Source organism: Anaerolineaceae bacterium oral taxon 439 (assembly GCA_001717545.1).
Taxonomy (GTDB): domain Bacteria; phylum Chloroflexota; class Anaerolineae; order Anaerolineales; family Anaerolineaceae; genus Flexilinea.
Map to the genome: position 1 here is coordinate 2,811,564 of CP017039.1, position 19,710 is coordinate 2,831,273.

General features: G+C 56.5%; 33 protein-coding genes. All 33 read right to left on the minus strand.

Going from position 1 to position 19,710, the window contains the following annotated elements:
- Positions 1–13 precede the first annotated feature (13 nt).
- The gene (locus tag BEQ56_12370; GenBank protein AOH44195.1) at positions 14–1,825 is read right to left on the minus strand and encodes a hypothetical protein; all 1,812 of its coding nucleotides are present in this window, start codon (positions 1,823–1,825) and stop codon (positions 14–16) included.
- Between the two features lie 184 nt (positions 1,826–2,009).
- Entirely contained in the window at positions 2,010–2,630 is a 621-nt protein-coding gene (locus BEQ56_12375; protein AOH44196.1) for a hypothetical protein, read from the minus strand.
- A gap of 397 nt (positions 2,631–3,027) precedes the next feature.
- On the minus strand, positions 3,028–3,423 hold the full coding sequence (locus tag BEQ56_12380) for a 30S ribosomal protein S9 (GenBank protein AOH44197.1): 396 nt from the start codon (positions 3,421–3,423) through the stop codon (positions 3,028–3,030).
- 15 nt (positions 3,424–3,438) lie between these two features.
- Positions 3,439–3,882: a 50S ribosomal protein L13 gene (locus BEQ56_12385; protein AOH44198.1), complete on the minus strand. Its 444-nt coding sequence runs from the start codon at positions 3,880–3,882 to the stop codon at positions 3,439–3,441.
- A gap of 8 nt (positions 3,883–3,890) precedes the next feature.
- Entirely contained in the window at positions 3,891–4,742 is an 852-nt protein-coding gene (locus BEQ56_12390; protein ID AOH44199.1) for a tRNA pseudouridine(38-40) synthase TruA, read from the minus strand.
- Positions 4,729–5,109: a 50S ribosomal protein L17 gene (locus BEQ56_12395; protein AOH44200.1), complete on the minus strand. Its 381-nt coding sequence runs from the start codon at positions 5,107–5,109 to the stop codon at positions 4,729–4,731. Before BEQ56_12395 ends, BEQ56_12390 begins: the two co-directional genes overlap by 14 nt.
- Before the next feature lie 2 nt (positions 5,110–5,111).
- Positions 5,112–6,056: a DNA-directed RNA polymerase subunit alpha gene (locus BEQ56_12400; GenBank protein ID AOH44201.1), complete on the minus strand. Its 945-nt coding sequence runs from the start codon at positions 6,054–6,056 to the stop codon at positions 5,112–5,114.
- A gap of 70 nt (positions 6,057–6,126) precedes the next feature.
- Positions 6,127–6,768, minus strand: coding sequence for a 30S ribosomal protein S4 (locus tag BEQ56_12405; protein ID AOH44202.1), 642 nt, complete (start codon positions 6,766–6,768; stop codon positions 6,127–6,129).
- A gap of 21 nt (positions 6,769–6,789) precedes the next feature.
- The gene (locus tag BEQ56_12410) at positions 6,790–7,194 is read right to left on the minus strand and encodes a 30S ribosomal protein S11 (protein ID AOH44203.1); all 405 of its coding nucleotides are present in this window, start codon (positions 7,192–7,194) and stop codon (positions 6,790–6,792) included.
- 129 nt (positions 7,195–7,323) lie between these two features.
- On the minus strand, positions 7,324–7,713 hold the full coding sequence (locus BEQ56_12415; protein ID AOH44204.1) for a 30S ribosomal protein S13: 390 nt from the start codon (positions 7,711–7,713) through the stop codon (positions 7,324–7,326).
- A gap of 204 nt (positions 7,714–7,917) precedes the next feature.
- Positions 7,918–8,766 carry a type I methionyl aminopeptidase gene (locus BEQ56_12420; protein AOH44205.1) on the minus strand — a complete coding sequence of 283 codons (849 nt, stop codon included), beginning with the start codon at positions 8,764–8,766 and terminating at the stop codon, positions 7,918–7,920.
- Positions 8,767–8,810: 44 nt separating this feature from the next.
- On the minus strand, positions 8,811–9,464 hold the full coding sequence (locus BEQ56_12425; GenBank protein AOH44206.1) for an adenylate kinase: 654 nt from the start codon (positions 9,462–9,464) through the stop codon (positions 8,811–8,813).
- Between the two features lie 45 nt (positions 9,465–9,509).
- On the minus strand, positions 9,510–10,847 hold the full coding sequence (locus BEQ56_12430; protein AOH44207.1) for a preprotein translocase subunit SecY: 1,338 nt from the start codon (positions 10,845–10,847) through the stop codon (positions 9,510–9,512).
- Between the two features lie 36 nt (positions 10,848–10,883).
- Entirely contained in the window at positions 10,884–11,336 is a 453-nt protein-coding gene (locus BEQ56_12435; protein AOH44208.1) for a 50S ribosomal protein L15, read from the minus strand.
- 2 nt (positions 11,337–11,338) lie between these two features.
- Complete coding sequence (locus BEQ56_12440; protein AOH44209.1) at positions 11,339–11,536, minus strand: 50S ribosomal protein L30; 198 nt, start codon at positions 11,534–11,536, stop codon at positions 11,339–11,341.
- Between the two features lie 2 nt (positions 11,537–11,538).
- Complete coding sequence (locus BEQ56_12445; GenBank protein ID AOH44210.1) at positions 11,539–12,060, minus strand: 30S ribosomal protein S5; 522 nt, start codon at positions 12,058–12,060, stop codon at positions 11,539–11,541.
- 23 nt (positions 12,061–12,083) lie between these two features.
- Positions 12,084–12,449 carry a 50S ribosomal protein L18 gene (locus BEQ56_12450; protein AOH44211.1) on the minus strand — a complete coding sequence of 122 codons (366 nt, stop codon included), beginning with the start codon at positions 12,447–12,449 and terminating at the stop codon, positions 12,084–12,086.
- Positions 12,450–12,458: 9 nt separating this feature from the next.
- Entirely contained in the window at positions 12,459–13,007 is a 549-nt protein-coding gene (locus BEQ56_12455; protein ID AOH44212.1) for a 50S ribosomal protein L6, read from the minus strand.
- Positions 13,008–13,025: 18 nt separating this feature from the next.
- Positions 13,026–13,436 (minus strand): 30S ribosomal protein S8, encoded by a 411-nt coding sequence (locus tag BEQ56_12460; protein AOH44213.1) that lies wholly within the window; start codon positions 13,434–13,436, stop codon positions 13,026–13,028.
- Between the two features lie 24 nt (positions 13,437–13,460).
- The gene (locus BEQ56_12465) at positions 13,461–13,643 is read right to left on the minus strand and encodes a 30S ribosomal protein S14 type Z (GenBank protein ID AOH44214.1); all 183 of its coding nucleotides are present in this window, start codon (positions 13,641–13,643) and stop codon (positions 13,461–13,463) included.
- A gap of 1 nt (position 13,644) precedes the next feature.
- Positions 13,645–14,187 (minus strand): 50S ribosomal protein L5, encoded by a 543-nt coding sequence (locus BEQ56_12470; protein AOH44215.1) that lies wholly within the window; start codon positions 14,185–14,187, stop codon positions 13,645–13,647.
- A gap of 14 nt (positions 14,188–14,201) precedes the next feature.
- Positions 14,202–14,537, minus strand: coding sequence for a 50S ribosomal protein L24 (locus BEQ56_12475; GenBank protein AOH44216.1), 336 nt, complete (start codon positions 14,535–14,537; stop codon positions 14,202–14,204).
- A 21-nt stretch (positions 14,538–14,558) separates the two neighbouring features.
- Positions 14,559–14,930 (minus strand): 50S ribosomal protein L14, encoded by a 372-nt coding sequence (locus tag BEQ56_12480; protein AOH44217.1) that lies wholly within the window; start codon positions 14,928–14,930, stop codon positions 14,559–14,561.
- A 3-nt stretch (positions 14,931–14,933) separates the two neighbouring features.
- Complete coding sequence (locus BEQ56_12485; protein AOH44218.1) at positions 14,934–15,206, minus strand: 30S ribosomal protein S17; 273 nt, start codon at positions 15,204–15,206, stop codon at positions 14,934–14,936.
- On the minus strand, positions 15,203–15,409 hold the full coding sequence (locus tag BEQ56_12490; GenBank protein ID AOH44219.1) for a 50S ribosomal protein L29: 207 nt from the start codon (positions 15,407–15,409) through the stop codon (positions 15,203–15,205). Before BEQ56_12490 ends, BEQ56_12485 begins: the two co-directional genes overlap by 4 nt.
- Positions 15,406–15,840 carry a 50S ribosomal protein L16 gene (locus tag BEQ56_12495; protein AOH44220.1) on the minus strand — a complete coding sequence of 145 codons (435 nt, stop codon included), beginning with the start codon at positions 15,838–15,840 and terminating at the stop codon, positions 15,406–15,408. The genes BEQ56_12490 and BEQ56_12495 overlap by 4 nt, the downstream gene beginning before the upstream one ends.
- Before the next feature lie 65 nt (positions 15,841–15,905).
- Entirely contained in the window at positions 15,906–16,595 is a 690-nt protein-coding gene (locus BEQ56_12500; GenBank protein AOH44221.1) for a 30S ribosomal protein S3, read from the minus strand.
- Positions 16,596–16,618: 23 nt separating this feature from the next.
- Positions 16,619–16,960, minus strand: a complete 342-nt coding sequence (locus BEQ56_12505) for a 50S ribosomal protein L22 (GenBank protein AOH44222.1) — start codon at positions 16,958–16,960, stop codon at positions 16,619–16,621.
- Positions 16,961–16,966: 6 nt separating this feature from the next.
- Positions 16,967–17,242 carry a 30S ribosomal protein S19 gene (locus tag BEQ56_12510; protein AOH44223.1) on the minus strand — a complete coding sequence of 92 codons (276 nt, stop codon included), beginning with the start codon at positions 17,240–17,242 and terminating at the stop codon, positions 16,967–16,969.
- 18 nt (positions 17,243–17,260) lie between these two features.
- Complete coding sequence (locus BEQ56_12515) at positions 17,261–18,100, minus strand: 50S ribosomal protein L2 (GenBank protein ID AOH44224.1); 840 nt, start codon at positions 18,098–18,100, stop codon at positions 17,261–17,263.
- Complete coding sequence (locus BEQ56_12520) at positions 18,100–18,399, minus strand: 50S ribosomal protein L23 (protein ID AOH44225.1); 300 nt, start codon at positions 18,397–18,399, stop codon at positions 18,100–18,102. The genes BEQ56_12515 and BEQ56_12520 overlap by 1 nt, the downstream gene beginning before the upstream one ends.
- 11 nt (positions 18,400–18,410) lie before the next feature.
- On the minus strand, positions 18,411–19,037 hold the full coding sequence (locus BEQ56_12525; protein ID AOH44226.1) for a 50S ribosomal protein L4: 627 nt from the start codon (positions 19,035–19,037) through the stop codon (positions 18,411–18,413).
- 25 nt (positions 19,038–19,062) lie between these two features.
- Positions 19,063–19,692, minus strand: coding sequence for a 50S ribosomal protein L3 (locus BEQ56_12530; GenBank protein ID AOH44227.1), 630 nt, complete (start codon positions 19,690–19,692; stop codon positions 19,063–19,065).
- Positions 19,693–19,710: the final 18 nt, after the last annotated feature.

The window sequence follows — 19,710 nt, forward strand, 5'->3', positions numbered from 1 at the left end:
TTTCTCAAGCCTGTTACAGCTTGCCCTTTCTGCCAAATTGTTGCTCCAGGTTCTGGAAGCGCAAATGAATCATGGTCGGCCTACCATGCGGGCAGGTCCGCGGCGATTCGCAGTCTTCCAATTCGCGGATGAGCTGCTTCTGTTCCGCTTCTGATAACGGCTGCCCCGCCTTAACCGCCATTCGCTTACAGACGCGAGCAGCAATCCGCTCGGCGACAACGTTCATCAGCGGCGTCTCATCCTCCTCGAAATCCTCGACCAGCGACCGAACCGCCGCCGCGGGATTTCCCTTTGAAAAAATCTCCGGAATTGCGTAAACGCGGAAATCTACCGGACCGAACGCTTCGATTTCGAATCCCAGCGACGTCAGGATCCCGCGATGTTCTTCCAACAGGGCGACTTCATGCGGCTGGAGGCGGACGATCGCCGGTTCCAGAAGCGGAATTGATATCAGCTCCGCTTCCGGCCGGCGCATGCATTTTTCGAACAGAATCCGTTCGTGCGCCGCATGCTGATCGATTAAGTATAAACCGTCCGGCCCCTCGGCTAAGACATACGTATTGCCGATTTGCCCAATCCAGCGCAGCAGCGGAAAAACCGCGCCTGATCGATCCGTATGCGGCGGGATAAACGACGGCGTCTCGTACGAAACGGGCGGAACGCCGCCTTCCGGCATGGAGGGCGGCTGAACCGCGATCGCCGGCTCCGCGTCGGACGCAGGCTCAGAATACCCCTCCCGCCAGGCTGGACGTTCCGGCGCGTCCCAGGCGGAAGCGTCGAACGGCGCCAGCTGCTGCGCCGCCGCCCACCCTAACGTCGGGCGGGCTTCCGGGATCGGGGCCTGAAGCTGGAGACCCTTGCGAACCGCGTGATGAACCGCGCTGAAAACCGTCTCCGCGGATCGGAAGCGAACCTCCGCTTTGGACGGATGAACGTTGACGTCGACCTCCTCCGGACTGAGCTTTAGAAAAAGAATCGTGATCGGATAGCGCCCGACCATAATCAGCGATTGGTAAGCGCGATTAACCGCCGCGACCAGCTGCTGATCCTGAATCCAGCGTCCATTAACGAAAAAATTGATTTCCCTGCGATTCGACCGCGTCAGCGCAATCGGGCTGATATAGCCTGAAACGGCGATACCGTCCCGTTCCTCTTCGATCTCAATCAGCCGTTTCGCGATATCCAGATCATAAACCGCGCTCAGGATCTCGCGCGTTTCGCCGTTTCCCGCCGATTGCAGCTGCGTCCTGCCTTCGACGATCAGCTCCCAACGAATCTGGGGATACGCGAGCGCGTAGCGGGTAATCAGCGTTGAAATCTGACTGAGTTCCGTTCGATCGCTCTTAAGGAATTTAAGCCGCGCGGGAACGTTATAAAATAAATCCTCAACGCGAACTGTTGTTCCCCGCGGCGCCGCGGCCGGCTGCTGCGAAACGAGCCTGGCGCCGTCGACTTGGATCCGGCTCCCGACCGGCTCGGACGCGGTCCGGGAAACGATCGTCAGCCTGGATACCGACGCCGCCGAAGCGAGCGCCTCGCCGCGGAATCCGAGCGTCCCAAGACGAAATAAATCGTCCGCGACACGGAGCTTGCTCGTCGCGTGCCGCGTGACCGCGAAGCGCAGCTCTTCGTTCGCAATTCCGCAGCCGTCGTCGCTGATCTCGATCAACCGCTTTCCCGCGCCGTCAATCCGGATCCGGATCTCCGACGCGGCCGCGTCGATCGCGTTTTCAATCAATTCTTTAACAACCGACGACGGACGTTCAATAACCTCGCCCGCGGCGATTTTAGAGATGACGTCGTCGGCTAAAACGTGAATCGTCATACGAAAATTCCCTTCGTTCCTCGATAATTATACCGTCCAGGCAGAACGAACGACAAAGATTTTTTTCCGGGAACGACTGGGAACGCATTCAAAAATGATCGGCCGCATTACATGGATCAACAACCGGAAACGGCGAGCGGAAAAACCGCCTTCCGACCAGACCGGCTGCCGGATGGAAACGGCGCTACTCAGTTAAAATGATCACTCCGGCGCAGTACGAAATCCTGCGAAACGTCATCGCCAACGCCGACTTCCTTTCAAACTCCTCGAAAACGAGGTAATTCTCTCCCGGGACCCACTTTTTCCCATTCTCCGCGCGACAGGCGTCGCGCTCGTCCGCCGTCCGAAACATGACGCCGCCCAGGTAAACGTTCCCGCCCGGTTCCAGATAATTTTTAAGCGACCTGATCAGCCGGATCAGCTCGTCGTCGCGAAATTCCGCAATCATGTACGTCGAGACGATCGCGTCGAACCGCTCTCCCGCCAGCTCCGGCGGCATCCCGAGTTTCAGATCATAGCAGATCTGCCTTCCGCGCCGCATCCGTTCGCTTTCAATTTCGACCATGCGCGGCGACCGGTCCACCGTCGTAACCGGATGACCCGAGCTGTAAAAACGCTCCGCGAGAATCCCCGTACCCGCGCCCAGGTCCAAAACCCTCGCGCCGCGGGCCTGTTCGACGCCGCGTTGAATAAACTTTAATAAATCCAGATAACCCGCGTACGGGAAACGGTCCCGAAGGACGTCCCTTCGAATCGAGTTTTCATAGCTGTCAGCGTAATCCATGTCCCATTCCGGTTCCCGCATCGATCCTCCGTCGGCCTCTTTTATCGTCTGTCGCCTCATGAATTAAGTCTATCAAGCTTTTTCCCTCCCGCATGGCGGCGCGCGATTAATCATGCGCCGTCAGCCCGCGCATAATCGTCCGGCGCCGCGAAACAGTTGCATCCCGTCCCATTTCAACGGAATTCCGAAAAAAACCAAAAGTCCAGAATGAAGCATTTCCCATCCTCGCGTGAAAATTGTTAAATGAATCCTTGAAATGAGCGGTCGCCGCCTTTATCTGAAAAAAAAAGCGAGCGCCGTCCCCAGCGGGAGAGCGCTCGTAGCTTTTTATCCGTTAAACGTCAGCCACAATCCGTAAAAACGAATTCCGGACGCCATTCTACCGACCCCCAAAATCAGACCGGAAGCCGGGAAACGATTAACGTTTGGTGTAGGTCGGCGCCTTTCGGGCCCGCTTCAGGCCCGGCTTCTTCCGTTCCTTGATTCTCGGATCGCGCGTCAGCAAGCCGGCATGGCTCAGCGACGGTTTCAACGTCTCGTCCATCTCGATCAGCGCCCGCGCAAGGCCAAGGCGGACCGCCTCGGTCTGCCCGGTGACGCCGCCGCCGTTAACATGAACCGTCACGTCAAACAGCGCCTGATCCTTATCGACCGCCGCGAACGGGCGAAGAATCGACTCCACGTCGCCCAGGCGGTTGAAATAGGCCGCGATCTGCTTTTCGTTGACGACGAAAACGCCGCTGCCCGTGCTGACGCGGACGCGGGCGATACTCTCTTTTCGGCGACCAACGCCTTCAAAATACTGTCCTGCCATCGTGATTCGCTCCTCTTAGTTGACTTTCGTCGGATTCTGCGCGGCGTGCGGATGATCGTTTTCAGCGTAAATCTTCAGTCGGCGCAGCAAGGCGCGTCCATGCCGGTTATGCGGGAGCATCCCCCAAACCGCGCTCTGGATCACGCGTTCCGGCCGCGTTCGCAGCAAGAATTTCAACGACGCTTCTTTCAAGCCGCCCGGATAACCCGAGTGCCGATAGTACATTTTTGTAACCATCTTCTTGGGAGAAGCCGCGATATGCGCCGCGTTAATGACGACGACGAAATCGCCCATCATGACGCCGGGCGTAAACGTCGGCTTATGCTTCCCTAAAAGGTAATTCGCAATCTGTGTCGCGAGTCTGCCAATGCCTTGACCGTTCGCGTCAACGAGCAGCCAATCATTTTGCGGTTCACCTTTAATGACGTAGGTCTTTTCCACAGTCATTCTCCATTCCATCCATCTGACTAAAATATCTCTGCCTGTTTTCCAGTCTCGTCGCTATCGTAAATCCACGCCGGATAACTCACGTTCGTCAGCGTCAATCCCGCCGCCGGCGCTAATCCCGCCCGGAGCGGACGCCCGCTTTCGAGCGCTTCCCGGAGCGAATCCCCCGGAAGGAACCCAAGCGCGGCCATCGCCTGCAAATACACCAGCCGTCGGACCATTCGATACAGGAACCCGTTCGCCTCAACCTCATAAAAAAACAGCTTCTCCGGCGTTTCCGCCGAACGCAGCCAGCGACTGCGGTAGATCCTGCGAACCGTGCTCCCGCCTTTTTCAGGCGCAGATCCGAACGACGCGAAATCGTGCGTCCCGAGAAATACAGCTCCAGTCTCCCGAAGCTTTTCAAAATCCGGAACCGCGCTCAGGCGCCATCCGTTTCTTTCCGACAACGGCTGACGAATCGGATGAATCAGGATCCGGTAACGGTACGTTCGCGAAACCGCGTCGCGCCGGGGATCGAAATCGGACCGGACCCGTTCGGCGTCCTGGATCGCGATCTCGGGCGGAAGGCTGACGTTCAGCGCCCCAACCAACGCCGCCGGCGGATGATTCCAACAAAGGCGCGCAGAAATAACCTGCCCACTGGCGTGAACGCCGCTGTCGGTCCGTCCCGCGCCCCGGATCGCCGTCCCCGTCCAACCGACCGAGCGGAACGCTTTCTCAAGCTCCCCCTGGACCGTTCGGACTCCGTCTGTCTGGCGCTGGAAGCCCTTGAAAGACGTTCCATCGTACGAGACTGTAAATTTGTAATGTGCTTCGGACGAGCCGCCCGACGCTTCCGCGTCGTTCAGCGGCGGATTACTCGCCGACAAGTTCGAGGACGACCATCTCGGCGCTGTCGCCCTTACGCGGCCCTAATTTGATTATCCGCGTATACCCCCCGCTCCGTTTTTCGAAGCGCGGCGCGAGATCGTCAAACAACTTCCTGGTCAGATCGCGGTCGTTGCCGAGACGGGAAGCCGCTAAGCGGGACGCGTTCATTTTATCAATCGTATCCCCGCCGTTCCCTTTCTTCGCGATCGTAATCAATTTTTCTGCAAGGTTGCGGACCGAATGCGCCTTGGCGAAGGTCGTCGTAATCCGCTCGTGTTCAAAGAGCTGACGGACCATCGTCGTCCGAAGCGCGGTACGCTGATTCTTATTTCGGCTTAATTTATAGCCTGCAACTGAGTGCCGCATGTTTACTCCGTAGTTTTATCTTTCTTCAGGTAACCTTTTTCCTGCAATTTCTCACGCAGCTCCTCCAGGCTCTTCTCCCCGAAGTTGCGGATCGATTTTACAGCGTCATCACCTTTATCTAACATGTCCAGAACATCGCCTACCGTCTGAACGCCAGTCCGCTTCAGCGAGTTGAAAACGCGGACCGAAAGATCGAGCCCTTCGATCGTCGTCTCGTTGATCTCGCTGGCGCGGTGAATCGGTTTTTCGTAAGCCATCGGAAGCTCGATCGTCTCTTCGCTGATCCCGGAAATGAAACGCAGATGCTCGATCATGATCTTCGACGAAAGCTTCAACGCCTTCTCCGGCAGGATCGTTCCATCCGTCCAAATTTCCAATTCGAGCTTATCATAGTTCGTGCTTCGATCGTACAATACCGAACCAACGTTCCAGTTAACGCGCTTGATCGGACTGAAAATCGCGTCCACCGGGATTTCCCCGATCGATAGGTAATTCGGGCGATCGTTCGCGGCGGAATACCCCCGTCCGCGTTCAACGGTCATATCTATTCGTAAATTGGCGTTCGGGTTGTCAACCGTAAAAAGATACAATTCGGGGTTGAGGATCTCCACCTCCGATGGACATTGGATATCCGACGCGGTTACTTCGCCTTCATTCGTAACCTCCAGCGTAACGCGGGACGAGTTGACCCCATGCAGCTTGAGGCGAACCTGTTTCACCTGCAGCATGACCTGTAAAACGTCCTCTCGCACACCCGGTATCGCGCTGAATTCATGCTGAACGTCAGAAATACTGATCGACGTGATCGCCGCTCCTTCCAACGAAGACAGTAAAATCCGGCGCAGAGCGTTCCCGATCGTCACGCCATAGCCGCGTTCGAGCGGATAAATCCGGAACTTTCCGTATTTATCGCCTTCCCGTTCAATCTCCACCTTGGGTGTTACCATGTTGCTGAGTGTAGCCAATTTATTCCCCTTTCGGCATCATAAAAACCGGTAGCCGTCGCCGTTTCGTTCCTTACCGAGAATAGTACTCGACAACCAGCTGTTCAGAAAGGTTCTCACCGATTTCAGTTCGCTCCGGCAATCGCAGCATCCGCCCGGAAATCGCTTTCGTATCCCGACCCAGCCAAAGAGGACAAACCCGCTTTTCAGCCACTTCCGCAATATCCCGGAACATCGCCTTATTTTTCGACAATTCCCGAACGGTAACCTCATCCCCCGGCTTCAAAATCGCCGAAGGGATATCGCAGCGCACCCCGTTGACCATGAAATGACCGTGATTGACGAATTGCCGCGCCTGCGTCCGATTCTCGGCGAACCCAAGGCGGAAAACGACGTTATCCAGACGGGATTCCAAAATCTGGAGCAAGTTCAGACCAGTCATACCCGACTTTTTATCAGCGATACCGAAATAGCGGCGGAACTGCCGCTCCAGAACGCCGTACACGCGGCGGATCTTCTGCTTCGCGCGAAGCTGCCGGGCGTAGTCGGAAGCCCGATCGCCGCCGCGTCCCATCCCGGATTTACCATGATCCCCGGGCGCAAACGCGCGTTTTTCAAAAGCGCATTTCGCAGAGTAGCACCGTTCGCCTTTTAAATATAATTTTTCATTCTCCCGTCGGCAAAGCCTACAAACGGATCCGATATATCGAGCCATTTTTAAATATTTCCTTCCAGATCAGACGCGGCGTTTCTTCGGAGGGCGGCAGCCGTTATGCGCAATCGGCGTAATATCCGAAATCGTCCGGACTTTCATCCCCACACCCTGAACCGCGCGAATCGCAGATTCGCGGCCCGGTCCGGGCCCTTTAACGATCAAATCAACTTCCTGAACTCCCATCGTCTGAGCAGTTTTGATAACCTGCTCAGCCGCGACGCGCGCGGCAAACGGCGTGGACTTCCGGGAGCCTTTGTAGCCGGCGGTTCCGCCGCTCGCCCAGCAAACCGGATTCCCCATGGCGTCCGTGACCGTAATAATGGTGTTATTAAAGGAAGCAAAAATGTGCACCTGGGCCGCGCCCAGCGTGCGCTTTACTTTTCGCGCCGAACCGGCGCGACGCGCAGAGCGTACATTTTGAGCCATATTTCCTCTTACTACTTTACGTTTCTTTGAAATAGCTGTCCTTCAAGGCAGGGAAGCCTTGCTCGCAGGCAGCCGCAGGTTGAAAGGAAACCCAAACCTGCAAGCAAAGCTCCCGCCTAACTGACAACTCTATTTCTTCGTTGCGCCGCGGCGACGACCGCGACCGGCGACCGTCTTTTTCGGCCCCTTCGCCGTACGCGCGTTCGTACGCGTCCGTTGCCCGCGGCAAGGCAGATTACGTCGATGACGCTGGCCGCGGTAGCAGCCGATTTCCACCAGCCGCTTGATACTCATCTGAACCTCGCGGCGAAGATCGCCTTCGACCGTAAAGTTCTTCGCGATATACTCGCGGAGGAGGTTCTCATCCGTATCAGAGAGATCGCGAACGCGAACGTCCGGACTGACGCCCGTTTCCGCGATGATTCGCTGGGCGCGGGGCAAGCCGATCCCGTAAATATAGGTTAACGCAACTTCGATCCGTTTATTCCGCGGAAGATCAACACCTTCAATACGAGCCATATGTCCGTTTTACCCCTGTCGCTGTTTATGCTTCGGATTTTCACAAATGACGTACAAACGCCCAGATCGCTTTACGATTTTGCATTTTGCACATCGTTTCCCAATGGATGACGTAACTTTCATCTTTACAAAACTCCCCCTCGGATAGATCACCCGAGTAATTAACTAAAATCCTGCCAATTATAATAGGCTTCGCCGAATCGGTCAAAGCCCCTGGGCCAGTTCCCGTGACAACCGCTCGGCGGTCATGCCGATCGAGGTAACCGGCGGATTCCCGTCCGCCAGAAGCGTCGTCACCATCGGGCCCTCGTCTGTCACGGCGATCGTATGCTCATAATGCGCCGTCAGGCTATGATCCGCGGAGGAGACCGACCAGCCATCGCCGAGGACTTTCGTCGCTTCCGTCCCGATCAGGACCATCGGCTCGATCGCGATCACGATTCCGGCTTTCAGCCGGACGCCCTGCCCCGCGATCCCGTAGTTCGGAACCTGAGGCGCCTCCCACATCTTCCGCCCGACGCCGTGGCCGGTGTACTGTTTCGTCAGGAAATATCCGCGACTTTCCGCGTACTCCTGAATCGCGGCCGAAACGTCGCCGGTATGATACCCGACGCGCATGCGCTGGATCCCGGCGTAAAGCGCTGACTCGGTCGTCTCGATCAGCTTCCGCGCCTCGTCGGTAAGCTTTCCAACGCCGGTCGTAAACGCCGAATCCGCGACATAGCCCTTAAAAAGCGTTCCACAGTCGACCGAGATAATATCCCCTTCTTTTAAAATATGCTTCCGGGAAGGGATCCCATGTACGAGAACATGGTTCACGCTCGTACAGGTATTCGCCGGAAAGGGGATCGGACCGGGAACGCCGCGGAACGGCGAGGTCACGCCGTATCGGTGATGCACCTTTTCCGCCGCCGCGTTTACGTCATACGTCGACGCGCCGGGAACGCAGGCCTCCGCCGCCGCTCGCAGCGCTTCAGCGTTAATCACGCCTGCCTCGCGCATCAGCTTCAGTTCCTCTTTCGATTTAATCGATATCTGCCTGTCCCAACTCATCGTTTTTTGACCCTCGTCTTTCGTTCGTTCGACGGACCGCCGAATTACGCGACGTCAAGCGCCTGAAAAATCTGCGCGGTGACGCCTTCAATACGCTGCTTTCCGTCAATCTTCACCAGGATTCCCGCTTTTTCGTAATAAGCGATCAGCGGCGCCGTCTGGTTTTCGTAGACCTCGATCCGCCTGGTAACCGTCTCGACCTTGTCGTCGTCGCGCTGATAAAGCGCAGCGCCGCATTCATCGCAGACGCCTTCCGCCGCCGGCGGGTTGAAAACCTGATGGAAGACATGCCCGTTGGGGCACATCATCCGCCCGCTCAGCCGCTCGATCAGCAGGACCGCGGGAACGTCGATACAGGGAACGCAGCTGATCTTCGCGCCGAACGATTCGCCCAGCATTCGATCAAACGCTTCCGCCTGCGCGACCGTTCGCGGGAACCCGTCCATCAGAGCACCCTGGGCGCAGTCCGGCTCGCCGATCCGCTCCCGGACCATCGAGATAATCAGGTCGTCGGGAACGAGGCGTCCGGAATTCATGAACCCCTCCGCCTCGCGGCCCAGCGCCGTATGGTTTTTGACGTTTTCACGGAGAAGATCGCCGGTGCTGATATGCGCAACGCCAATTTTCTCGGAAATGAGCTTCGCCTGCGTCCCCTTACCGGCGCCGGGAGGCCCTAACAATACATAATACTTCGCCATAGCTTTCTCCTCCGTTCTAAATAAAAATCGCTGTTCAGAGAATCCTTATCGGATCAGTTTCTCGTCGTATCCATGCTGACTGAGTTCGCTCTGAACATAGTCCAGAATATCGCGGACAACCCCGACAACGATCAGCATTCCGGACGACGACATGATCATCGTCGACGTCGAGCTTCTTCCCAGGATCAGGCCAAGAATATTCGGCAAAATCGCGATCGCGCCCAGGAAAACCGCGCCCGGAAGCGTAATCCGATTCTGGATTTTCGCCAGATACGCCTGCGTTTCCGCGCCCGGCGCGCGCCCGGGGACGATCGCGCCCTGTTTTTTCAGGCTGGAGCCATAGTCGTTGTTCATGAAGGTCACGCTCGTATAAAAGTAGGTAAACCCTACGACGAGAATGAAATACAGAACCATATACAGGAAGCTCGACCCGCCGAAGTTGCTCTGAATCCACGAAGCGGCGCTCTTGACCCAGACCGTCTGCGAATTGACGAAGAAGCTGGCGATCAACGCCGGAAAGGTCACGAGCGACTGCGCAAAGATCAGCGGGATCATGCCGACGCTGTTCACGCGAAGCGGGAGGCTCGTCGATCCGCCTGATTTGATATTGCGGTAACCGATCCGCTGCCCGGGGATCATCAGTTTAACATTGCGCGTTCCCTGCTGAATATAAACGATCGCGAAGACCGCGACCAGCAGCACGACGATCGAGATGATCAGGATGTACCAGCCGGTCGAAAGATCGGCTAAAATCCGAACCAGGTTCGAAGGAACCTGCGACACGATACCCGAAAAGATAATCAACGACAGACCCTGCTGCTGGATACCGTATTCAGAGATAATATTCCCCAGCCAGATCGCGATCATCGTTCCCGCCATCATCGTCAACACGTTCGCGAGCGTCGGGATCAGGTTCGAACCGCTCCAGCCAAAATCCTTCAGCACGGTCATTCCCGGGACGATCTGATTGAACAGGCCGATCTGACCCAACGCGGAAACAAACGCCATCGGGATCGTCAGGTACATCGTCCATTTTTCCATCCACTGGCGGCCCTCGCGCGGGTTATTCTTCATTTTCTCTTCAATCGCCGGAATAATCGGGCCTAAGAGCTGAAGAATAATCGACGCCGTAATATACGGGTAAACGCCCATCGCCAGAATCGAGAAGTTCGACAGCGTACCGCCGGAAAGAACGTTCAAAATCGACAGCAGATCGCCTGCTGCCGATTGATTGTTCCTGAACGCCTGGAGGACTTCAGCGTTAAATCCGGGAACCGGAATATTCGCGATCAAGCGATAGATGACCAGGATCCCCAACGTCATCAGCAATTTCTCGCGGATCCCCCGGGAGGTCCAGACGTAACGCCATGGAGATCGTTTCATGATTTAGTTCTCCTTTCGTTTCACGCGCCGAACGATCTAATCGATCAGTTCGACGCTGCCGCCGGCGGCTTCGATCTTCGACCGAGCGCCCTTGGTAATTCGATGCACCTTGAGTTTCAACGCGCGGGTGACTTCCCCGTTCCCAAGGATCACGACCGGATTGTTTTTCTTGCTGAGGAGATTAGCCCCATGCAGGACTTCCGGCGTAATTTCGACGGAGCCGTCGAATCGGTCCAGCGCGCTCAGGTTGACTTCGTTGTATTCGACCTGATTCGGCGGGGTAAAGCCTTCGCCGCGAATAAACGGAAGACGGCGATAAAACGGGAGGTTCCCGCCCTGGCGGTAGAGAGCCCCGCCGGCGCCCTGCCGGACGGCCTGACCCTTCGTACCTTTACCGGCGGTTTTCCCCTGACCGGCGGCATGACCGCGGCCGACGCGGCTTTTCCGCGTCCTCGCGCCTTCGTTAGGTTTTAATTCATCTAATCTCATAATCAGTCCCCTGACTCCACTACTTTGACTAAATGGCTGACCTTATGGATCATGCCGCGCGTTACCGCGTTATCCTCTTTTTCAACGGTCTGATTCAGCTTCCGCAACCCTAAGGCGCGGATCGTGTCCTTCTGCCGCTGCGAATAGCCGATCGCGCTCTTGAACCAGGTAATCTGCAATTTTTTGGTTTCGCCTGCCATGATTATCGACCTCGATCCCAGAACGGGAGCAGCTCGTCGCGCGATTTACCGCGGAGCGCCGCTTCCGTTTCAATATCTTTCAAAGAATCAAGCGCGTCAAACGTTGCCTTGACAATGTTGAGCAAGTTGGCGCTTCCCAGCGATTTCGTCAGAATATCGTTGACGCCGGCGACTTCGAGAACGGCGCGGACGCCGCTCCCGGCGATCACGCCGGTACCTTCGGAGGCCGGGCGAAGTAAAACTTTCGCGCCGGAAACCGTCGAAATAACCTCGTGCGGAATCGTCGTCTTATAGAGATTCACCTTGCGCATGTTCTTCCGCGCGCGGTCCGACGCTTTTTTCATCGCGTCCGGGACCGCTAACGCTTTCCCGATGCCTAAGCCGATTTTGCCGTTGTTGTCGCCGACGACAACGGTGACGCGGTACTGCATGCGCCGGCCGCCTTTAACCGTCTTGGCAACGCGCGCGATTTCAATCGTTCGTTCGTCGAGCTGATTTTCCTGTGAATATTCGTTTTGTTCCATGGTTTTTGAGTCTGCCCTTCCCATTAAAACTTCAGCCCGGCTTCGCGCGCCGCGTCGGCGAGCGCTTTAACCCGTCCGACATACTGGAAACCGCCGCGGTCAAAAACGACCGTCGTAATTCCGGCCGCGAGCGCGCGTTCAGCGATCGCCTTACCGACTAATTTTGATTGTTCCGACTTATTCTTTCCGTCCATTTCGCCGCGGAGTTTCCTGTCGATATTCGACGCCGCAACCAACGTCACGCCAAGATCATCGTCGATAACCTGAGCATAGATGTTCTCAAGGCTGCGATAAACGTCAAGGCGCGGGCATTCCGCCGTGCCGGCAAGTTTCTTGCGAATGCGCAAATGACGGCGAATGCGAGCTTCTCTTCGAGAAAATTTTGCCATCTTTTACCCCTATTTCTTAGCTTTCCCGGTTTTACCGGCCTTGCGGCGGATCTTCTCGCCCAGATAATGGATCCCTTTTCCCTTATACGGTTCCGGAGGCCGGATCGCGCGGATATCCGACGCAACCTGCCCGATGACCTCGCGGTCATGACCCATGACTTTTACCTGCCGCGTTTTCGTATCTACGTCGAAAGAAACGCCTTCAACCGGCTCAACCGTCACCGGGGCGGAATAACCGACGTACAAAACCAGGTTCTTCCCGTTCATTTCAGCGCGGTACCCGACGCCGTCGATTTCGAGAACGACCGTGAACCCCGTCGACACGCCGACAACCATGTTGTTCAGCAGCGCCCGGCTGGTTCCATGCAGCGCGCGGATCGAAGCTTCGTCCGACGACCGGGTCACCGTAATCGTATCGGCGTTCTTTTCAATTTTAACGACGGGCGAGAAAAGGCGCTTCAATTCGCCTTTCGGGCCCTTAACTTTTACTTCACTCCCCTGAATGTCCACGTTAACACCGGCGGGAATGGTAATCGGTAAACGTCCAATTCGAGACATCGCCTTCCAGTTCCTTTCCTACCAAACCTTGCAGAGGATTTCGCCGCCGACGCCCATCGTTCGGGCGCGCTGACCCGTCATGATCCCCTTCGGCGTGGACAGAATCGTGATGCCCAACCCGGATAAGACCCAGGGGATATCGTTGCGGCGCGAGTAAACCCGCCGCCCGGGGCGGCTGACGCGGACAATCCCGCTCATAACCGGCCGGCGCTCACGGCGTTCGCCCGCATATTTAATTTTAACTTTCAGCGTCAGATGCGTCGGTTTTTCGCCCTCGACGACCTCGTACGATTCGATATAACCTTCTTCCAAAAGAATCCGCGCAATTTCCGCTTTGATTTTCGAACTGGGCATCGCAACCGCGGTCTGACCAACCATCATGGCGTTGCGAATCCGAGTCAACATATCGGCAATAGGATCATTAACCATCTTCTGTTCTCCTTTGCTTCCTGCTTACCAGGATGACTTGGTAACGCCGGGAATCTGGCCATTCAGCGCTAATTCACGGAAACAAATCCGGCACAAGCCGAACCGTCGCATATAACCGCGCGACCGACCGCAGATTTTACAGCGATTGCGCACCTGATTCGGGTATTCTCGCCGTAATTCACGATAAGCCATACATTTTTTCGCCATATTAACCCTTCCTGAAAGGCATCCCGAGCAGCGCCAACATCGTCCGCGCCTGATCATCGGTCTCAGCCGTCGTTACAATCGTGATTTCCATTCCGCGGACTTTATCGACCTTTTCATAATCGATTTCCGGGAATAAGGTCTGTTCCTTGAGACCGAGCGTGTAATTTCCGCGCCCGTCGAACGCGTCCGGGGAAATCCCGCGAAAGTCGCGAACGCGCGGCAGCACGATATTCATCACGCGGTCCAGAAACGACCACATTTTATCGCCGCGCAGCGTAACCTTCGCGCCGATCTCGCGGCCCTCGCGAAGCTTGAAGTTCGCGATCGAAACCCGCGCCTTCGTAACGAGCGGCTTCTGGCCGGTAATCGAACGAAGATCGCCGATCGCGGCTTCTAACGCCTTCGGGTTATCCATGGCTTCCCCTAAACCGATATTCACGACAATCTTCTCGACCCGGGGATACTGCATGACGTTTTCCAGATTTAACGCGGTTTTCATCGCGGGAACGACTTCGTTCAGATATTTCTCTCGTAAATGGTTCATGATTTACTCCCCGCTTATTCCGCGTCGATTTCCGCGCTGCATTTTTTACAGACGCGAACCGCTTTTCCGTCGATCCGTTTCAGTCCGACGCGCGTCGCCTTCCCGCATTTCGGGCAGACAAGCATCACGTTCGAATTATGAATCGGAGCTTCAAACTTGACGATACCGGCGTCGATCTGCCGCCGTCCGGCCTGCGTCTGACCTTGATGACGCGCGCGAATGTTGACGCCTTGAACGACGACGCGTCCGGCCTCTAAATCCACGCGCAGTATCTCGCCGCGTTTCTTTTTATCTTCGGCGCGGCCGCTGATCACTTCAACGGTATCGCCTTTGCGAATCTTTAATTTCATTCCTGCTCCATCTCTCCGGTCTTAAATCGTTTCCGGCGCCAATGAGACGATTTTCGTAAACCCTTTTTCGCGAAGTTCGCGAGCGACAGGCCCGAAAATACGCGTTCCCTTGGGATCGGTTCCGTTCGCGTCAAGAACGACCGCAGCGTTATCGTCGAACCGAATCGACGACCCGTCTTCCCGGCGCCATTCCTTCGCGCAGCGCACAATGACGCATTTCACGATTTCGCTTTTCTTAACCGAACCGTTCGGGTTCGCGGATTTAACCGTACCGATGACGACGTCGCCGACGGCCCCGTACCGGCGGACCGATCCGCCGACAATATGGATCACAAGGATTTCTTTCGCGCCGGTATTATCGGCGATCTTGAGACGTGACTCTTTTTGAATCATGGCTTACGCTCCCTGTTCCGTTTCAACCTTTTCGTTGACTTTCACGATCGCTTCGACCGCCCAGCGCTTATCGCGGGAAATCGGGCGCGTCTCGACCAGCATGACTTTATCGCCGATCTTACAGGCGTTATTCTCGTCATGCGCCTTGACCCGCTTCAGGTCGTGAACTACTTTGCCAAGGAGCGGATGACGGTAGGATCGCTTGATTTCCACGACGACCGTTTTATCCATCTTATCGCTCGTTACGGTACCCATGATACGTCGCCGTGAATTCATCGAACACCTTCCTGTTTCATTTCCATTTCCCGCAAAATCGTTTCCAATCGGGCGATATCGCGGCGAACTTCCTTCGGACGGCTGCTATCGGTCAGCTGACCGGTAACCGCCTGGAACCGAAGATTCATTTTTTCCTGACGCAGCTCGGCAAGCTTCGCGCGAATTTCTGCGCCTGATAATTTTCGAATTTCTTCCGCTTTCATGATTCACTCTCTCCGGAACCCAACGCGTATTTCGCGACGACTTTCGTCTTAATCGAAAACTTGTAGGTAGCCTGGCGCAGCGCCTCCAGCGCGGCTTCTTCGGGAAGCCCGCCGACCTCGAACATAATCCGGCCCGGTTTCACAACCGCGACCCAGTATTCCACGTTCCCTTTTCCCTTACCCATACGGGTTTCGGCGGGACGATGCGTATACGGCTTGTCCGGGAAAATCCGAATCCAGATCTTTCCGCGCCGTTTCATTTCACGCGCCATCGTGCGGCGGGCGGCTTCGATCTGCCGGGCTGTGATCCAACCCGGTTCCAGCGCCATTAAGCCGTATTCACCGAACGAAATCTCGGCCCCGCGGAGCGCTTTCCCTTTCATCCGCCCGCGTTGCTGCTTTCGATACTTTACTCGTTTTGGCATTAACATTTCAAAACTCTCTTTCGACCCGCGTCAGCCGCCGCAAAAGCGGCGCCAGACGGCGAAGCAATCTGTTATTCGCTGACGTAGACGCCGTCCGTCGCGGCGGCGGCCGCGGTTGCGGCCTCTTCGCTCATGGAAAGCACGATACCGCGGTAAATCCAAACCTTGATTCCGATTTTCCCATACGTCGTATGCGCTTCCGCGTGCGCGAAGTCAATATCCGCGCGCAGCGTCTGCTGCGGAACGCGGCCTTCGCGAAGCGTAACCGAACGCGCCATGTCCGCGCCGCCCAACCGGCCGCCGACCTGAACCTTGACGCCCTGCGCGCCCTGGCGGAGGCCCTGCTGGATCGCGCGTTTCATGGCGCGGCGATAACCGACGCGCCGTTCGATCTGCCCGGCGATATTCATCGCAACCAGATAAGCGTCCGTATCCGGCGATTTGATTTCCTTGATCTCAAGATCGACCTTCCGCCCGGTCAGCGCTTCAAGGCTCTGACGGAGCGCCGCGACCTTCTGCCCCTTGCGCCCGATCAGGATCCCCGGCTTCGCCGTGTTCACGACGACTTTGACTTTACCCGGGTAACGCTCGATTTCGACGCGCGAAACCCCGGCTTTATCGGTTTCAGCGTGGATCAGCCCGCGGATCCTGAGATCCTGATGAAGCTGATCAACGTAATCATTACCCCTTGCATACCAACGCCCGTCCCAGGGTTTGTTGATATTCAATCGAAATCCAATAGGATGTACTTTACGACCCATGATTTTCTCCGATCAACCCTTTCTTACGCGCGCTCGCTGAGAACGACGGTAATATGAGACGAACGGCGCAGCACTGGCTTAAAGCGTCCGCGCGCTCCGAAATAACGCCATTTCCGCGTCGCTCCTTCGTCGGCGTAAATCGCCCGAACGATCAGGTCGTTCCGATCCAGGCCAAAGTTCTCTTCGGCGTTGGCGGCGGCGGAAGCGATCAGCTTATAAACCGGTTCGGCGCTGACTTTATTCGTGAACCTGAGGATATTCAACGCGTCCGTTACCTTCTTCCCGCGGACCATGTTGATGACCAGACGGACCTTCTGGGCGGAAACGCCGAGATTGCTCAATTTTGCTTTAACTTCCTGGCTCATCTCGTCTTACCTCTTCGTCGATTTTTCGGAAACGTGGCCGCGGAATAAACGCGTCGGCGCGAATTCGCCCAGGCGGTGACCGACCATGTTATCGGTGATATAAACCGGGATATGGCGGCGTCCGTCGTGGACGGCGATCGTATGACCTACCATCTGCGGGAAGATGACGCTGGCGCGGCTCCAGGTTCGGATAACTTTCTTATCGCCGGCGCTGTTCATCTTCTCGACCTTCGCTAAAAGCTTCGGCTCAATAAATGGGCCTTTCTTCAATGATCGTGACATTTTCTAAACCTCTTCTGATTAGCGCCCGCCCTTCGCGTTGCGGCGACGAACGATAAAGCGATCTGTCTTCTTATTGCGGCGCGTCTTATACCCTAACGCAGGTTTCCCCCATGGGGTCTTCGGACCGGCCATACCGACCGGCTGCCGGCCTTCGCCGCCGCCATGCGGATGGTCGCGCGGGGACATCGCGGTCCCACGAACCGTCGGACGGATCCCCAGATGGCGCTTGCGTCCGGCTTTTCCAAGCTTGATATTGCTGTGATCGACGTTGCCGATCTGGCCGATCGTCGCGTAGCAGACCTGCAATACCATCCGGACTTCGCCGGAGGGGAGCCGAACCTGAGCGTAATCGCCTTCTTTCGCGACGAGCTGCGCCGAGGCGCCGGCGGCGCGAACAACCTGTCCGCCCCTTCCGGGCTTGAGTTCAATATTATGAATCGTCGAACCGACCGGGATATTCGCAATCGGCATCGCGTTCCCGACGCGGATTTCAGCGTTCGGACCGGACACGACCATATCGCCGACCTTCAACCCGATCGGAGCGAGGATATAGCGCTTCTCGCCGTCAACGTAGTTCAGGAGCGCGATCCGCGCGGTCCGGTTCGGATCGTACTCGATCGCGGCGACCTTCGCCGGAACGTTCGTTTTATTGCGTTTGACGTCGATAATCCGGATGAAACGGCGGACGCCGCCGCCGCGATGGCGGACGGTCACGCGGCCGAGGTTGTTGCGGCCGCCCGTGCTCTTTCGGAAAACGATCAGCGACCGTTCCGGCTTCGACTTCGTGATTTCTTCAAAGGTGTACCCGGTCCTGTTCCGGAGCCCGGGGGTAACCGGCTTGTAAATTTTAACTGCCATTATTCAACTCCCTCGAAGAACTTGATGCTGTCGCCTTCGGCGAGCGTAACGATCGCCTTCTTCATGACCGGCTTCTTGACCGTCGTGCGGCGGCTCTTCATGTTGCGCTTCGTTTTACCGGGGGTCAGGATCATATTGACCGAAACGACGGAAACGTTGAAAAGCTTCTCAACGGCATCCTTCACGAGCGTACGGTTCGCGTTTTTCTCAACTTCAAAAACGTATTGATTCTTTCGCAGCAGGTCATTCGTTTTTTCGGTTACGAGCGGTCGTCGTAAAACTTCGTAAATCGTCGACACGATTTCCTCCCTTAGCCTAAGTACGAACTGATCGTTTCGATCGCCGCCAACGGCAGCACGACTTTATCGAAACGCAGCAGATCGCGAATATTCAAATAGTTCGCGTTCAAGGTTTTCGCGTCCGGGATATTGCGCGTCGCGCGGATAACGTCCGCCGAAGCTTCCCTGTCCGGAACGAGAACCAGCGCCGTACTTTCGCCGACGAGTTTATTCAGCGCTTCGACCATGACGCGCGTTTTCGGCTGCGCGATGACGAGTTCGTCGACGACGACGATCTGCGAATCGCCGGCTTTAACGCTGAGCGCGGAGCGGAGCGCGGCGCGGCGCATTTTCTTCGGCATATCCTGCGTATAATCGCGCATGTGCGGGGTATGGACGCGCCCGCCGCCTTTCCACTGCGCGGCGCGGGTCGAACCCTGCCGCGCGCGGCCGGTTCCCTTTTGCTTGAACGGTTTGCGTCCGCCGCCGGCGACTTCATGACGGACTTTCGTCTCATGCGTGCCGAGCCGGGCGTTCGCCATCTGGCGAATGTACGCCTGATGCATCAGGTCGACATAAATCGGGGCGGCAAAAATCGCCTCGGGAAGTTCAACTTCGCTGACGATCTCGCCCTTCATGTTTCTGACATCGATTTTCATAAGTGCTTTTGCTCCCTGTCGTGCCTCAGCTCTTGCGAGCGCCCTTGATCATAACCAAACCGCCGCGAGCGCCCGGGATCGCGCCTTTGACGCCGATCAGGTTCCGTTCCGGATCCAGGTACGCGACCGTCAGGTTGTTCACCGTAACACGCTCGTTGCCCATATGACCGGGGCCTCGGGAACCTTTAAAAACGCGGCCCGGCGTCGTACCGGCGCCGCGGGAACCCGGAGCGCGGTGACGGTCGGACTGACCGTGGGTCTTCGGACCGCCGCCGAAGTTGTACCGCTTAACGCCGCCCTGAAAACCGCGGCCTTTGCTCGTCCCGACGACGTCGACCAGCTCGCCAACGGCAAACTGATCCACCGTTACCTTGTCGCCTTCGGCGACCTGCGGATCCTTCGCACGAAATTCGCGCAAAAAGCGAAGCGGAGGCAAGTTGTTCCGCTTAAGATGACCCATCTCGCCATTCGTAATCCGAGAAGGTTTAACTTCGTCGAACCCGATCTGGACCGCGCTGTAACCGTCGGCTTCCGCCGTGCGCAGCTGGGTAACATAGCAAGGCCCAGCTTCAATGACGGTGATCGGAATTGCAACGCCGTTGTCATCGAAAATCTGGGTCATGCCGATTTTCTTGCCAAGTAGCCCTTTGAACATTCAGTATCTCTCCTATTG